We start from the raw sequence: 15,366 nt of genomic DNA on the forward strand, positions 1-15,366 counted from the left end.
CATGCAGCGCTGGACGCTCCTGCTTTCATTGACGATCTGTTCCGCCGCGGCCGCGCCTGCCGCTTTGGCTGCACCGGTCTGGGTCACCGCCTGGACTGCCTCGCCGGCACCTGACCGCAAGGATGGCACCGCCGAGGCACCCGTACAGTTCGCCGCACAGACCGTGCGCCAGGACATGCGTATCGGCAGCCGTGGCGATGCGCTGCGCCTGCGCATCAGCAACGAGCTCGGCACGGCACCCTTGCGGGTCGAGGACCTGCGCGTGGGAGTAAAGAACGGCAAGGCCGCACCGCTGCCGGTAACAGTGGATGGCCGCGCGGTCATCGAGGTGCCGGTGGGTGCCGCGCTGCTGAGCGATCCGGTGCGGATGCCGGTGGCGGCGCTGCAGGAAATCAGCGTGAGTGCCTATTTCCCGCAGCCCACCCGTCCCGCCGTGCGCCGCACCGAGCTGCGGGTAGCGGACGGCAGGCAGGCAACCGTTGCCGACAGCGTGCGGCTGAGCTACCAGCAGAACGTGTTCTCGGCGGTGATGGTGCAGCGCGCAGATCGTCCCCAGGTGATCGTGGCGCTGGGCGACTCCATCACGGAAGGTGCCACAGCCCGTCGCGGGACCTTCAACCAGTGGCCGGAGCGGTTGGCGCAGCGCCTGCAGCAGGCCTGCCCGAACCGGTTCGTGGTGCTCAACCAGGGCATCAGCGGCAACAAGCTGCTTGACCATGGCCGCAGCCACAGCGCACTGTCACGATTGGATCGCGATGTGATCGCGGCGGCCGATGCCGATCAGGTGATCCTGTTCGAAGGCATCAATGACATCCGCCATAGCGGTGGCGCGCAGCCGCTGCCTGGCCGCAATGCGGCGGACATGCTGACGGGCTATCAGCAGGTTGCGGCGCGGCTGCATGCGCATGGCGTCCGCGCCTGGCTGGGTACGTTGACCCCATTCGGCGGCTCCGAGCGCTACGAGCCCGTGTCCGCAGCCACCCGCACCACGATCAACCAGTGGGCACGCGGTGGGCAGACCGGGTTCGATGGCATCATCGATTTCGATGCCGCCCTGCGTGATCCGAAAGCGGCGGAATCGTTGCCCAACGACATCACCCGCGACCATCTGCATCCCAACGACGAAGGCTACCGGCGCATGGCCGATGCCATCGATCTGCGCATGCTGGGCTGCGCCACCGCCGACTGAGAGGGAACCGATGAGCCGCGTCGTTTGTTTCGGTGAGTTGCTGCTGCGCCTGGGTGCGCCGGGTCGTGAACTGCTGCTGCAGACGCCGCAGCTGCAGGTCCATGTAGGAGGCGCCGAGGCCAATGTTGCGGTCTCGCTGGCCTGCCTGGGCCACGATGTGCAGATGGTCAGCACGGTACCCGGCAACGCGCTGGGCCGGCATGCCGTGGCCGAGCTGCGGCGGCATGGCGTAGGCGTGGCCGGCGTGCGCGAAGTGGATCGCGACCGCATGGGCCTGTACTTCCTGGCGCCCGGTGCGGTGCACCGCGCCAGTGAAGTGGTGTATGACCGGGCGGGGTCTGCATTCGCAAACAGCAGCGCCGAGGATCATGCGTGGCCCGCTCTACTGTCCGGCGCGCAGCTGCTGCATGTCTCCGGCATCAGCCCGGCGCTGGGAGACAACGTGGCCGGGTCCGTGCTGGGGGCCGTGCGTGCGGCGCGCGCGGCGCGCGTCCAGGTGTCCTTCGACGGCAATTACCGTCCCTCACTGTGGCGACGTTGGGGCGGCGACGCCGGGGCGATCCTGCGCGAAGTCTTCGCCGAGGCCGACATTGTCTTTGCCGATCATCGGGACATCGAACTGGTGCTGGGGCTGCACTTTCCGCAGGACGATGCCGCCGCCCGAACCGAAGCCGCTGCGGCCGCCGCCTTTGCCGCATTCCCGCATCTGCAGTGGTTGGCGTGCACCCAGCGCGATGTGGTGAGCGCAGACCATCACATCCTGGGCGCGCTGCTGCTCGGCCGCGACGGCTCGCGGGCGCAGGCACCACCGCGCCCGCTCCCCGGTATCGTTGATCGCATCGGGGGCGGCGATGCCTTTGCCGCCGGCATCCTGCACGGAATGCTGTCCGGGCTCGACGCAGAAAGCACCGTGCGCTTCGGACTGGCTGCGGGCGCGTTGAAGCACGCCATTCCCGGTGACTTCAGCCCGGTAGCTGAGGCGCAGGTGCTGGCCCTGCTGGGCAATGGAGGTGCGGATGTCCAGCGCTGAATGCCGAACGCGCGTGGTCACCCCGCCGGGGTGACGACGAAGCGACGGTTGGGACGCAGATAGATGCTGCCGGAACGGGCATCCAGCAGGATATTGAACTGCTGCAGGACTTCGCTGCCAAGCGTCCCGTCGTCCGTGGAGCCATCGTCATCGACGGTGATCGAGGCTTTCGGCCCCTTCAGTTGCAGGGTCGAGATGCTGGCCACGGGCACGCGCACGTCCACCGCGCGGATCTTCCGGCCCGCGCTGCCGCTGAACTGTGATGTTCCAAGTCGTTCCGGAAACGCTTCCTGCAGGCGGTGGGCGCTGCCGAAGGCGTAGGACAGGTCGATGTTGCCGTTGCTGCCGGTGTCCAGGGTAAGCCAGGGTGCGAAAGTGCTGCTGCCGTTGCCGAGCGTGACCTGGATGGCCGGGATATTGTCGATCCAGCGCACGTTGGCCCGGACATACCCGGCAAGGTCGGGAACATCGTCGTGCACGCGCAGCAGGCTGCGGTCGTAGTCGATCTCCAGCACCTTGCCCTGGAAGAAGGTCCAGCCCAGTACCGCATCGAAGGGGCGCCCCGTGTAGTCGATCACCACGGCCCCCATCGGTCGCTGCACGCCGCCGATCTGCACGGCGTTGTGCGTGCTGTAGTCGAGAAGCGTGACGCCATCGGAACCGGTGTTCTCACTCTGGTCGTCAATGACCAGCTTCGCGTCCTGCTGGATGTGCCTGGCAACGGCCATGGCCGACGCGCCTGTATCGACGAGAAAGCGCAGTGGTCGCGAGCCGTTGATCGTACCCTCCACGTAGATCCGGTGATCCTTGCCCAGCTCGAAGGGAACTTCGGTGACCGCAGCACCTGCTGCGAAAGGCACCAGCATGATCAACATCGCGCATTGAAGCGCAGTACGAGGCAGTTCGCACATCCGAGGGCTCCTTCGGTCAGTAGAGCTGCAGCAGCGGTTGCCGGGCTCATTGCGGGTTGGATGCAGCTGCCGGTGAAAAGGTTTAATGCGCCGGAACTGCTTCACCGGTACGCCACCAGGATGGGATCATCGTCCAGAGATCCACGCCTCAAGTGCTGCGGTGTCCCGCATGTCGCCGGTATAGCGATGATCGGGCACGTGTGGTTCGTTCGAACCACGCACCCGCCCCCGGAACACCTTCATCGGCACCGAAATCCTGGCCAGCCCGCTTGGCAGCCGCTCTGGCCGCACGTCCATGTAGAGACTGTCGGCCGATGTCTCGACGCCCACCTGCACCGCGCCCAACCGCTTCCACAGGTCCAGCGCATCCAGGCAGGCCGAACCACAGGCGGCATCAGCCACGATCACCACCCTGCCCTTGCGCAGCGGTGCGGCCGGGCCTGAGGTTGGTGCTGTATCTGCGCTGGCCTCGGACGGCTCGCGCCACAACGCCTCACCCCGGCCGCGTGCCTGTGCCATGCCCGCCGTCACCGACTCCAGCATGCGACGCAGCTCTGGCGACGCGTCGGGCGCCTGCACCAGCTTCTGCAGGAAGCTGCGCAACTGGGCGATGTTGGCCTCGGAGGTCCGCCACTCCACCCAGCTGGGGTCGGGCAGCACGTCCACGGCGGCCCGGCCCCAGATCAATCGCGCCAGTTCGATGCTCCATTGCGAAGCTCCGCCGCTGTTGCCACGCACGTCCAGCACCACCGACGGTGCCTGCTGCAGGGCTTCGGCTTTCGGAGCAAGCTGCTCAAGCAGGGCGGTCAGTTCCTTGAAGTTCTGCTCCGTGGGGTCGGCATTGAAGCTGCTGGTGGTGATCCAGTAGCCGCCATCGGGCATGATGCGCCAGCCGTTCGCCGGGCGGAAGCTGCGCCGGGTGTCGGCCAGACGCTCCTTGCGCTGTGCCGCCTGCAGTGGTTGCCACTGCAGTGCGTAGGATTTCTCGCGTCCATCTACCTGGAAGACGCAGGCGTTCAGCGTGGGCACGAACGGATTGCCCTGCTCCAGCAGCACTTCGCCACCGCCGTGGATGCGGCTGGCCTGCAGGTTCCAGCGCCCGCTGAAGTCCCCGATCCGGCGCGCAGCCAGCGTCTGTGCATCGATGCCATCACAGGACAGCAATCGCGCCCCAAGTGGCGGATGGCCATGGCCACCATCCACGGTCATGACCAACTGCGCATCGCCGTCGAAACCGGTCAGGAACCCGGGCCACTGCGTTGGAACATCGGGAGCGTCGGCAAGCGCGTTGAGGCTGACATGCCCATCGTTGAAGAACGCCGCATAGCCTTTCATCGCCCACCAGTAGCCCTGGTAGTTGGTGACCCGACCTGCACGCGAACGTGCAAGCGCCTGGGCCTCGTCGAGCTGCGCGCCGAACCCGGGATTCCGCAGATCCACTGCGCCCGGATGACTGCGACGCAGGGCGGCGTCGGCAGCGTCCAGATCCTTCAACAGCGTGTCCGGCCAATCGATCGGCGCACCTTTCGCGGTGGGTGCCGCGAGCACCGCACCGAGCAGCAGCCATGCAATGACCATGGATTCATCCGTTTGCCGGGACAAACACGAGTCTCGCAGTTTTCCGGCCCGGTGTACCGCGCCCGCCGCAACGGGCGCGGCCGCACATCAATGCAGCGGCACTTTCAGCACCGACGGCGCATTGGCTGGCGAGCTGAAGGTCACCGCCCCACCCAGCTGGCTGATGCCCGCATAGCGCAGGTCCACGGTATCGACCACCAAGGTCAGGCGGCTGCCGGCTGGAAGGTTCCAGCTGCTCGCTTCCAGCCGCAGGTCGAGCGTTTTCGCCTGGCCCGGCGTGGCACCGCGCAAGGTGTACGGCTTGTGGCTGATCAACTGACCATTGCCCAGCACATCCTCGGCGTACAGGTAGGCGTACAGCGTGGTGTTGGCACGGCTGGGCGTGACCGTCAGGCGCACTTCCGGCGCACCGTCCAGGCGTTTGGCGCTCCACTGGATCGGCCCCTGCCAGACACCGGCGGCACTGCGGCCAACAAACGGTACGTAGGCACCCGGCGGCAGGTTGATCATCTGCAGCGCGCCGGAGGCCATCGCCACGCCGGAATTGGCCGCAGTCAGCAAACCGCTGCCGATGCGGTAGTTCCAGCCGGTGCCGCCACCGTGCTCGGCCAGGCCGCCGGTCGGCAGCAGCAAACCAGAGGGTGCGGTCAGGCCGTAGCTGACCGCACCCTTGCTGGTCGCCTGCCAGTCCGGGTAACTGCTCCAGCTGCCCTTCTGTGACTTCAGCTGCACCGCCGGCTGGCGGTCGATGCCGTTGGCCACTGCCTTCAGATAGTGATCGAACCAGTCACCCACCTGGTCATAGACTTCGTTGGGAATGCCCAGTGCACCGAGCGCTTCGTTGAGCGCGTGGTCACCGTGGCGCAGCTGCAGCTGCTTCGGGCCTTTCAGCCGGTTGAAGAAATCAACCAGCTGGCCCGGCGGGAACAGGCTGTCGTTGAAGGCGTTGGCCAGGAACACCGCCGGCTGGTTGGCGTTGATCTCGTCGATGCTGGCCGCGGGACTGCGCTGCGCCGCCACCGGCAACAGCGAATCCACCGCGCCCTGGTAGTTGCCCGCCAGAACATTGCGGTTGATCGTGGCCAGCTCCGCGCCAGGGCGTCCGGTCACCAGGCCGGCCGCAACCAGCAGTGCGATGCCCTGCGCGCTCGGGGTGTCGTTGCTGTACAGCGAGGCCTGCAGATCGGCCCAGCCACTGAGCGCGGCCACGGCCTTGATGCGCGGATCGCGTGTCGCCGCCAGCAGGCTCGTGCCCGCACCGTAGGAGATGCCCGAAACGCCGATCCGGTCCGGGTCAGCGCGGGTGTTGTCCAGCGCCCAGTCGATCAGCGCGCTGACATCCTCCACCGTGGAGGGCCCGGCGATGTCGATGCTGCCGCCGGATTCCCAGAAGCCACGCGAGCTGTAGCTGATCACCACATAGCCGCGCTGTGCCAGCGACTGCGCCACCCCCACGTACTCCACGCTGGGCACCGCCCAGCTGCTGGGCATCACCAGCAGCGGATAGCGCCCGCCGCCCGCATCCTGCGGTTCGATGACGAAGGCCCCGAGAGGCGTTCCATCCCAGCCGGCAATGGTGCGATGGGTGGTCTTGACCGTCGCGGCCCAGGCAGTGGGCGCCAGGCCGGTCAGCAGGATCAACAGCAGCAATACCTTGCGCATCGTCGTCTCTCCCCGTCGGTGGTGGTGCAACGGGTTGGACCGTACCAGTGCGAATGGTGAGTGGCACCTTGCGACGCAGCATGACGTTTGCTGCACGTTCGCAGCGCTTGTTGGCTGAACAGGGGGCGCTGCGCGCCCCCTGCCCTGCATTGCGTTACAGGTCTACGCCGAAGCCCATGCCGGCAGACCTCTCGCCATTGCTGAAGGCACCACCCAGCGAGAAGGAAGCACGCTCGCCGATCCGTTTACCGTATCCGATCGACAGCGCCTGCTCGCCACCCTGGAAGCCGGCACCCACCGCAATGCGACCGCGCGGGCTCTGTGAGCCGGCGGCGTTGATGGCCATGTTCAACATCGCCGAGCTCATCGCGCCCATGCGATCGATCCGCTGGTCCTGATGACGCAGGCGGCGTTCCATCTCCTGCTTCAGCCCGTTGTTGTCCAGCGCGAACTGCGCCAGGCGCTGGTCGGTGTAGGCATTGGCCGTCGTCACCGCCTGCGCGGACTTCGTATCGGTATAGGAGTTGGCCGAGGAGAGCGTGGTTGCGCTACTGGCATCGGTATAGGCCTTTGAGGTCGTCACTGCCGCGGCGCTGCTCGCGTCGGTGTAGGCGTTGACGGAGTTGATGGTCGCTGTGGCCCGCGCATCGGCATAGCTGTTGGCCGAAGTCAGCGTATTGGCGTTGGCGGTATTCATCTGATTGAGGTTCACCGCATCGGTGCCCTGCGTGGCGGCGGCCACGTTGGTCAACTGGCGTTCGTTGCCGGCGCTGCCTACCGATACCGAGTTGGCACGGTCGGCGACGGAGCCATTGCCCAGTGCAACGCTGTCGTTTGCAGAAGCGATGGCACCATTGCCCACGGCACTGCTGTTGTTGCCACTGGCTTCGGACAAGCTGCCGAGCGCGGTGCTGTTTTCGCCCGTGGCGTTGCTGCCAGCGCCTGACGCGGTGGAGAACGAGCCCGTTGCGGAGCTGCCCGAGCCACTGGCACTGCTGAAGTCACCACTGGCGGTGGCGCTGTCGCCGATCGCCGCACTGTTGGCGCCGGAGGCGGAAGCACCCACGCCCACGGCGGCGCTCTGGTCGCCGGAGGCGCTGCTGGCTGCGCCGATCGCCGTACTGCCGGTGCCGCTGGCACTGGCGCCGGTTCCGACGGCCGCCGATAGATCACCGCTGGCATCGGCACCACTGCCGCACGCCAGCGAGGCGGCACCACCGGCGCTGGCGCCACCGTTGGACACGCCGCCGAAGCCATCGTCCAGCTGGCAGGTATCACCGGCCCACGCCGGTGCGGTTGCCATGGCCAGTGCCACGGCAAGGATGTGCTTGTGCATCGTCTTCACGGTACCCCCGAGGTCCATCAGGAAGGGTTCCCGGCAAGCGCCGGAAACGGTGGGAAACCGGCCGCCCCTGCACAGGGGCGGCCGGGATGCTGCTGGCGCCTTACGGCGTTACGGTCAAGGCGACACGGACAGCAGTCTTCGGCGTGCTCGGGTCATTGCTGCCGACACAGACGAAGCCCGAATAGCTGCCCGGCGCGAGGCCGCTGGCATTGATCTGCACCTGCGTGCTCTGGCTGCCGCCTGCGGAGATGCGGCCCAGGGCACGGGTCGGTGTGCCGATCCAGCCGGCGCCGCACGCATTGCTTCCGCCCAGCCCATAGGCCAACCCAGGCGCGCCGGCGGTGGCGGACCAGGCACCGCTGCCATCGGGATTGATGATCGCGCTGCGGTAAACGCTGTCGCCGCTGGTGGCGTTGAACCAGAACCAGCTGGTAGCCAGCGGCGCGCGCACCGAGACCACCAGCCAGTAGCGGCCTGCCGGCAGGTTCACGTTCTGGCCTGCAGCGGCCAGGTCAAGGTTGATGGTGGCCAGCGTGGCCGACGTTCTTACGCCCGGACCGCTGACGGTGGAGGTGTAGCTCCACAGCGCCAGCTGCGGGCTCGATTCCGGATTGCCCTCCGGATTGCCGCCAACATCCCGGTAGATCGACCAGTTGATGTTGGTCGAAGTTGCCAGCGAGCCACCGTTGACGAAGCCGTCAGCGACGATGCGGGTAATGCCGGTGGCCTCGCCCAGAGTGAAATCATCGGCACCAAGCTGTGCACGTGCACCCACTGTCGCCGCATCGGTGAAGCGCGTCGAGCGACGGCCATTGGCGTTGTTTGGCGCCTGCGCTACCAGCGTGCGGGTGCCCACTCCGGAATTGTCGATCTGCCATTCCAGCGGTGAGCCGCCGGTATTGGCGATCTGCAGGTTCACCGTTCCACTGCCACCGGCCGGCAGGGTCAGCGAGTTCGTCGGCGGCGTGGCGGCGATCTGCGGCGGCGGCACCGACACGGCGATCGGCAGGCGCAGCAGCGGCTGGCTGGTATCACCGCCCTGCGGTGAGAGGGTGAGCCTGGCAAAGCGCCAGCTGCCATCGTTCGGTACCGAACCGGTGGTGACGATGACCCGCACCGACTTGCTTTCACCCGGCGCCAGGGTAAACACCGATGGCGAGACAACCGCGGTCAGGCCCTGCACCTTCGCCGTCCACGTCTGCCGGGTCGGCAGCACATTGCGGAACACGCGGGTGAAGCTGCAGCTGTCCGCGCAGCTGCGCTTGCCGAGGCTGGCGATGTTGAGCGACGACACTTCACCCCCATTGGCTGGATTGGCGGCCAGGAAGTTGGTCTTGGTCTCGTTGAGCACCAGCCCTGCGCGCAGTGCCTGGTCCACCTGGATGCGTCCAGCGCCCATCGCGAATGCGTCGGCCGGTGTGACGCCATCTTCCTTCAGCACCTCCTGCCGCGCGGTCATCATCAACGCCGAGCGTGTCTCCTGCACGGTCCAGTCAGGACGCGCCTGGCGCAGGAGCGCGGCGGCACCGGCGTGATGTGGTGATGCCATCGAGGTGCCGTCCATCAGGCCGACGGCGTTCTCCGAGCCGGTCACCTCATTGCCTGCGATCACGGCCAGCACACGCACACCCGGGGCGGTCACGTCCGGCTTGACCAGATCAAAGATCCCGGCCGGGCCGCGCGAACTGAAGTCGCCCAGCACATCCGGCGTATTGCTGATCTTGCTGGCCGGATAGGCAATGCCGGCGGTTGCGTTGTTGCCAACGCTCGACGCAAAGGTCCGCAGTGCATTGGCGTCCGACTGGTCGATGGCGAAGGCGGGAATGGTCGCCCCGGCCACGTTGGGCAGGATGGGGGCCGGCTGGTTGTTGCCGATCAGCACGGCGATCGCACCCGCTGCAGCGGCGTTGTTGACCTTGTCGCTGAAGTTGCACGAGCCACGGCGGATCACCGCAACGGCGCCCTGGAAGGTATTGGCCGGGAACGGCGCGCACCCATCGTTGGCACTGTCGATGCCTGCACTGACACGCAGCGGCGTGGTTGCAGGAATCGGCGTTGCGAACGGCACGCCACCCGAGCCTTCGGTCAGCAGGATGGCAGTGAGCGCCGGCGGCACGCTGCCGGGGCCGCTGACCGCAGCGAACAGCACGATGTCGCCGCGGCCATGCGTGGCCGCCGCAGTGCTGCCGGTCCAGGGTTCCAGATGGCCCATCGTGTTCGGACCTGGGCCGGAGTTGCCGGCCGAAGTGGCCACGTAGATGCCGGCATCGGATGCGTTGAGGAACGCCAGCGAGACCGCCTCTCCCCACGGCGCGGTGCCACCGGCAATGGAGTAATTGATGACGTCGACCACGCCATCGGCGAGGGCCTGGTTGACCGCTGCCAGCGTCGAGGTGTTCGGGCAGAAGCCGCGCCCGGTGGAGACCTCGGTGTAGCAGGCGTCGTAGGCGATGATGTTGGCGCGCGGCGCAACACCGGAAATGTGGATCTGGTTGCCACGGTAGGACGCAGTGTGCGGGTTGCCGGCGGCGGTGGAAGCGGTATGGCTGCCATGACCGTTGGTGTCACCAAATCCAGGCTCCTCGCGTACGTCCGCAACGCCACACTGGTTGCCCGGCGCACCGCAGACGAAGTCGTAGCCGCCGATCAGCTTGCTGTTGCAGCGACCTTCGTCGATGCCGCCCGGCGCGCAGGTACCGAGGTAGTTGCCGGCGCCCAGCGGATTGACGTGCTCGTAACCATCTTCGGCGCGGGCGGTGAAGGCCGGGCTGCCGAAGTTGATGCCCGAGTCGATGACGCCGACCACCACACCTTCGCCACGGAACGGCGCAGGTGTGCCGTTCCACAGCGCAGGTGCGCCGATCAACCCCGGTCCGACGTCGGTGTCCTGCTCATACTCCCTGTACTCTTCAACCAGCTGCACATCGGGAAGTGCGCGCACGCGCTCCGCTTCCTGCGGATTCATCTGCAGCACCGATGCGTTGATCGCATGCTGCATGCGCCGTTCGACCTTTACGCTGCGACCCAATGCTGCATTGATGCGGGCCTCGTGCTGTACCTGGCGGTCAGCGAGGAAGCGCACATAGTCCTGCGAGCGTGCCCCCTTTACAGCGATGCGCGGTGTCGGCGCATTGCCGGTGGCTGCCGCTGCACGCGCGGCGCTGGCGGATGGGCGCATGCGTTCCGGTGCCGCGAGGCCCTGGATGTCGCCCTTGTAGGTGGCCAGCGGCTCCTCGCGGTAGACCACGATATAGCGGTTGGAGAGCTCGGCGAAGCCGCTACCCGGACCGCGTGCCGCAGGCCCGGACGGATTGCCGGCGCGCGCGTCCACCGAGGGATTGCCGGTCTTTGACTGGGCACCGGTACTGCGTATGCCCACGGCAGCGGCGGCCAGTGCGGCACCCGCCACCAGGGTCAGTGCAACCCATTTGCTTCGTTTGATCCATGCATTGCGCATCGAATACCCCCTTTTCATTGAAAGCCCGAGATGCACGCCGGCGTCAACGCCGGCGCTGTGATGTCTGGTGCTTCAATTGCGGGTGCGGCGCGTAGTCCCCGACGCCTTGCACCCCGCTGCGCCCCGGCAGCAGAATCGACACTACCTCAAAATTTGACGCGGCGCACAGTTTTCGTGACAGCGGCAAGACAGAGATCAGTACGCGAAAGTATGGATGCGCGCCTGCATGGCGTAGCCATGGCCCCGGCCGCCGAAGCGGCAACGCGTTCGTTGCCCGTCGTTGAAGGGCAACGGTGTCCAGTGCTATGACTGCCTGCGCCCATCAACGCACGGATGCCATGGATATTTTCCGCACTGCACTGATTGCCGGTGTTGCCTGTGCAGCAGGACCGGCATGGTCCGCTGAATCACCGATCGCAGACGCCGACGCGCGCGGAATCTTCATCGAAGCACAGCACCTGTGCCAGGTCGATGGCGGCCAGCTGTGGGGGCAATCCCTGTGCGGGCCGATGATGCTGGTCGATCCGAAGAGCCGCCAGGTCACCGCCTCGCATGCGGATGTACACGGCGCGTTGAAGGCGCGCGCCGAGGTGTTCGTGGGCCAGCTTCCGCCCGATGCGATCGTTGCCAACACCGCCGTGGAATGGTCCGGCATACGCTGGACGCAACTGCTCTGGCCATTGCCGCAGGACGTGTCCAGGCGCAGTACGCTGCTGGCTCACGAAATGTTCCATCGGCTGCAACCGGCGTTGCCCATCACCGCGCCGACCGAAGGCGGAAACGAACACCTCGACACGCTTGAAGGACGCTACTGGCTGCAGCTGGAATGGCGCGCGCTTGCGGATGCGCTCACGGCCACCGATGCAATGGCGCAGCACACTGCGATGACCGACGCACTCGCATTCCGCGCCGAGCGCCACCGCCAGTTCCCTGCGGCAGCGCAGGAAGAAGCGGCGCTGGAATTGAACGAGGGTCTGGCCGAGTACACCGGCGTGCTCGTCGGCAACCCAACGCAGTCCACACGTACCCAGGCGGCGCTGCATGACCTTCGCGCGCACGTTGCCGATCGCAGTTTCGTCCGCTCTTTCGCCTATGCCACCGGTCCGGCCTATGGCCTGCTGCTGGACCAGGCGGCCCCCGGCTGGCGCAACCATCTCGCCCACCCCGCCCGGGACCTCGGCACGCATCTGGCCGAAGTGACCCGGACCCCGATGCAGCGGGGTGCGACCGAGCTGCGGGCCGCTGCTGCGCGCTACGGCGGACAGGCACTGCGCGAAGCCGAAATGCTGCGCGAACAGCAGCGCATTGCGCAGCTGGAACACAACCGTGCGCGCTTCGTGACAGGCCCGGTCGTGCGGCTGGATCTGCGCAGCATGCGCATCCAGTTCAATCCCAACACGATGCAGCCGTTGCCGGGCCGTGGAACGGTATATCCAACGATGCGGCTGACCGACACCTGGGGCAGCCTGGACGTCACCGACGGAGCGTTGATGCAGAGCGACTGGAAGGCCGTGTTCGTGCAGGCACCCGCAACTGCCGACCCGCCGCTACAGGGTCCAGGGTGGTCGCTGAGTCTGAAACCAGGATGGTTGCTGGTGCCAGGAACACGCAACGGCGATTACGTGTTGAAGGCGACCCCCTGACAACACCCGCAGGCATCGCGATGCTCTAGTACGCGAGCGTTTCAGCCACGTCCTGCTCCATTTGACACATCTCCAGTGCTTGCGCGCTGTCACAGCTTCGTCTTTTCATCGTTGACCGAAAGACGACAGCTTGTGACGCTTACGACACCGCACGGCCTCCACGGCCCTGTCATCGCGGTCACGTCTCACCGCAATCCGTAGCACCCGTCTCCGCAACGTCCCCCATGACCTCGCCTCGGCCCGGTCGTGGCGGACGGCTGCGCCCTGAACTTCTGCTGGAGAACCGCAATGCGCCTTGCAAGCCTCTTCTTCGCGTTCGTCCTCAGTGCCTTCGCTGGCGCTGCCCAGGCCCAGGTCGTCACCCTCAACAAGGGCGGCTTCGTGCTCACCTACGACTGCAGCATCCACAGCGCCACCCGCTACGAGTACACGCTCACCGCCGACACCGGCTCGGCCGCGCGCCCGTCCAGCTTCTACAAGGATCCGGACCTGCCGGCAGGCTGCCTCGGCCAGACCAGCACCGCCTCCTACGCCAGCATCAAGTCCGGCTACGACCGTGGCCATCTCGTCACGTCCAATCACATGGACTACAACGCGACCTACATCCGCCGCGCCAACTACATGACCAACATCGTTCCGCAGGTGTCCAGCTTCAACCAGGGCATCTGGGTGAAGGCAGAGAACGTGGCCGAGTGCTACCGCGACATCGCGCCGGTGGATGTCTACGGTGGCGTGGTCTACGGAGACGCCTCCAACGACTACTTCCTTTCCAGCCACGGCATCCCGACACCGGAGTTCTTCTGGAAGACCATCATCACCCGTGACCCGAACACCGGCACGGCCAAGGCGATCAGCTGGATCATTCCCAACGAAGCCAATCTGGGCAGCCTCGACAGCTACCTGGTGACCATCGCCGATCTGGAGGAGCTGCTGGGTGCGAGCTACGTCGCGATCAACGCACCGGCCTCGCTGAAGAACATGCTGCCGGCCAGCACCTGGCCGCAGCCGGCGGGGTGTGACCTGGGCTGACCGGCCTGCCGGGAATGGGGGCACCCGGACCGGGTGCCCCGCAAGGATGGCTGTGGGAAAATAGCGGGCAATTGCACCACCGCATTGCGCCCTGGAGTTGTAGATGTCCCTTTTCCCCTTTGATGCCGTGCTGTTCGACTGCGACGGCGTACTCGTCGATTCCGAGCCACTGGTCGCCCGCGTGCTCGCGGAAATGCTGACCGCACGCGGCTGGCCGCTGACCCCGGCGCAGGCGGGTGTAGTCTTCCTCGGCCAGTCCGTGGCCCATCTGGCCGGGCTGATCGAGGAGCGCACCGGCAAGCCGTTCACCGAGGCGTGGCTTGAAGAGTTCCGCCAGCAGCGCAACCGGGCACTGGAACGTGACCTGGAAGCGATCCAGGGGGCACCCGAGGCCGTGCGTGCGATCGCTGCGGCCACCGGTGGGCGGATCGCCTGCGCCTCCGGCGCCGATCTGCTAAAGGTGAAACTGCAGCTGGGCAAGGTCGGCATCCTCGATGCCTTCGGCGACCACGTCTACAGCGGCCAGGACATGCCGAACACCAAGCCGCACCCGGACGTCTACCTGGCGGCCGCTGCCGCGCTGGGTGTGGATCCGAAGCGCTGCGCGGTCATTGAAGACACCGTGACCGGTGCGACCGCCGGTGTGGCCGCAGGTGCCACCGTGTTCGGCTTCAGCGAGGGCGGCCCGCACCACAGCACGCCCGAGGCTCTGCGCGCGGCCGGTGCCCAGGTGATCTTCCAGCGCATGGAAGATCTTCCCGCACTGCTGGCGGCCTACACCGCCGACGCTGCCGCCTGACCCGGCGTCAACCCGCAGCGCCCTGCCCGGCGCTGCGGCACCTGCCGCTGTAGTGCAGCGCAAACAGGTACAACCCGGTGAACAGCTGCAGGAACAACGGCGGCAGCGGCGAATAGGTGATCCACGCCGCAGGCTCGCCCTGCCCCAGCCCGCGCACCACGAAGTTGGGGATCACCGCCAGGGTGAACACGATCGAGGTCCAACGATGCACGGGCCGTGCCCAGCCACCGCGGCTCATTGCCGGCGCCTCGCTTCGGAACGGGCTTCGATCATCTTCCAGCCATTGCCCGATGGATCGCGGAATCCGGCGTCGACGGCGCCAAAGCGCTTGATCGGCTCCTGGGTGAATTCCACGCCCTGTGCCAACCACTGCGTGTAACGCGCCTGGCAGTCATCCACAGCCAGCACCAGGGGCGGCATTGCGCCTTTGGCCACCAGCTGCTGCAGCGAAAGCGCGGTGGCCGCATCGTGGGTGGGCGGACCCGGCACGAACAGGCCCAGCTGGAAACCGTCCTGGCCTGGGCTGCGTACCGTCAGCCAGCGGTAGCTGCCATTGCGCACGTCGGTATGCACTTCGAAACCGAGCTTGCCGACGTAGAACGCCAGCGCCTCATCCTGGTCGCGCACATACAGGCCGACCGTGTTCACCATATCTGACATGCAGCACCTCCTCTCAAGTGCGCCTACGTTACGCCCCGACGAGGCGGTTCTGCTTCTCCAAAA

At 66.6% G+C, this 15,366-nt stretch carries 12 protein-coding genes; 5 read left to right on the forward strand and 7 right to left on the reverse strand.

Going from position 1 to position 15,366, the window contains the following annotated elements:
- Position 1 precedes the first annotated feature (1 nt).
- Positions 2-1,189, forward strand: coding sequence for a GDSL-type esterase/lipase family protein (locus GOC52_RS10910; protein ID WP_191849387.1), 1,188 nt, complete (start codon positions 2-4; stop codon positions 1,187-1,189).
- A gap of 10 nt (positions 1,190-1,199) precedes the next feature.
- Positions 1,200-2,219 carry a sugar kinase gene (locus GOC52_RS10915; RefSeq protein WP_053443080.1) on the forward strand — a complete coding sequence of 340 codons (1,020 nt, stop codon included), beginning with the start codon at positions 1,200-1,202 and terminating at the stop codon, positions 2,217-2,219.
- 17 nt (positions 2,220-2,236) lie between these two features.
- On the opposite strand, the gene GOC52_RS10920 is transcribed toward GOC52_RS10915, so the two are convergent.
- The 5 genes from GOC52_RS10920 to GOC52_RS10940 form a co-directional block, all read right to left on the reverse strand.
- Positions 2,237-3,235: a retropepsin-like aspartic protease gene (locus tag GOC52_RS10920; RefSeq protein WP_238794392.1), complete on the reverse strand. Its 999-nt coding sequence runs from the start codon at positions 3,233-3,235 to the stop codon at positions 2,237-2,239.
- A 21-nt stretch (positions 3,236-3,256) separates the two neighbouring features.
- Entirely contained in the window at positions 3,257-4,708 is a 1,452-nt protein-coding gene (locus GOC52_RS10925; protein WP_191849389.1) for a S41 family peptidase, read from the reverse strand.
- An 87-nt stretch (positions 4,709-4,795) separates the two neighbouring features.
- Positions 4,796-6,370: a S15 peptidase family protein gene (locus GOC52_RS10930; protein WP_191849391.1), complete on the reverse strand. Its 1,575-nt coding sequence runs from the start codon at positions 6,368-6,370 to the stop codon at positions 4,796-4,798.
- A gap of 154 nt (positions 6,371-6,524) precedes the next feature.
- Complete coding sequence (locus GOC52_RS10935; protein ID WP_227199427.1) at positions 6,525-7,706, reverse strand: YadA family autotransporter adhesin; 1,182 nt, start codon at positions 7,704-7,706, stop codon at positions 6,525-6,527.
- 109 nt (positions 7,707-7,815) lie between these two features.
- Complete coding sequence (locus GOC52_RS10940; protein ID WP_071305253.1) at positions 7,816-11,172, reverse strand: S8 family serine peptidase; 3,357 nt, start codon at positions 11,170-11,172, stop codon at positions 7,816-7,818.
- A 338-nt stretch (positions 11,173-11,510) separates the two neighbouring features.
- On the opposite strand from GOC52_RS10940, the gene GOC52_RS10945 reads away from it, so the two are divergent.
- The 3 genes from GOC52_RS10945 to GOC52_RS10955 all read left to right on the forward strand — a co-directional run bounded on the left by GOC52_RS10945 (position 11,511) and on the right by GOC52_RS10955 (position 14,643).
- Positions 11,511-12,815 (forward strand): hypothetical protein, encoded by a 1,305-nt coding sequence (locus tag GOC52_RS10945; RefSeq protein WP_191849393.1) that lies wholly within the window; start codon positions 11,511-11,513, stop codon positions 12,813-12,815.
- 288 nt (positions 12,816-13,103) lie between these two features.
- Entirely contained in the window at positions 13,104-13,844 is a 741-nt protein-coding gene (locus GOC52_RS10950; RefSeq protein WP_019337401.1) for a DNA/RNA non-specific endonuclease, read from the forward strand.
- Positions 13,845-13,947: 103 nt separating this feature from the next.
- The gene (locus GOC52_RS10955; RefSeq protein ID WP_191849395.1) at positions 13,948-14,643 is read left to right on the forward strand and encodes an HAD family hydrolase; all 696 of its coding nucleotides are present in this window, start codon (positions 13,948-13,950) and stop codon (positions 14,641-14,643) included.
- 7 nt (positions 14,644-14,650) lie between these two features.
- On the opposite strand, the gene GOC52_RS10960 is transcribed toward GOC52_RS10955, so the two are convergent.
- Both GOC52_RS10960 and GOC52_RS10965 read right to left on the reverse strand, forming a co-directional pair.
- On the reverse strand, positions 14,651-14,881 hold the full coding sequence (locus GOC52_RS10960) for a hypothetical protein (RefSeq protein WP_191849397.1): 231 nt from the start codon (positions 14,879-14,881) through the stop codon (positions 14,651-14,653).
- Positions 14,878-15,303, reverse strand: a complete 426-nt coding sequence (locus GOC52_RS10965; protein WP_099559299.1) for a VOC family protein — start codon at positions 15,301-15,303, stop codon at positions 14,878-14,880. Before GOC52_RS10965 ends, GOC52_RS10960 begins: the two co-directional genes overlap by 4 nt.
- Between the last annotated feature and the right edge of the window lie 63 nt (positions 15,304-15,366).

Source organism: Stenotrophomonas sp. SXG-1, from assembly GCF_014083965.1.
GTDB classification, from domain to species: Bacteria; Pseudomonadota; Gammaproteobacteria; order Xanthomonadales; family Xanthomonadaceae; genus Stenotrophomonas; species Stenotrophomonas geniculata.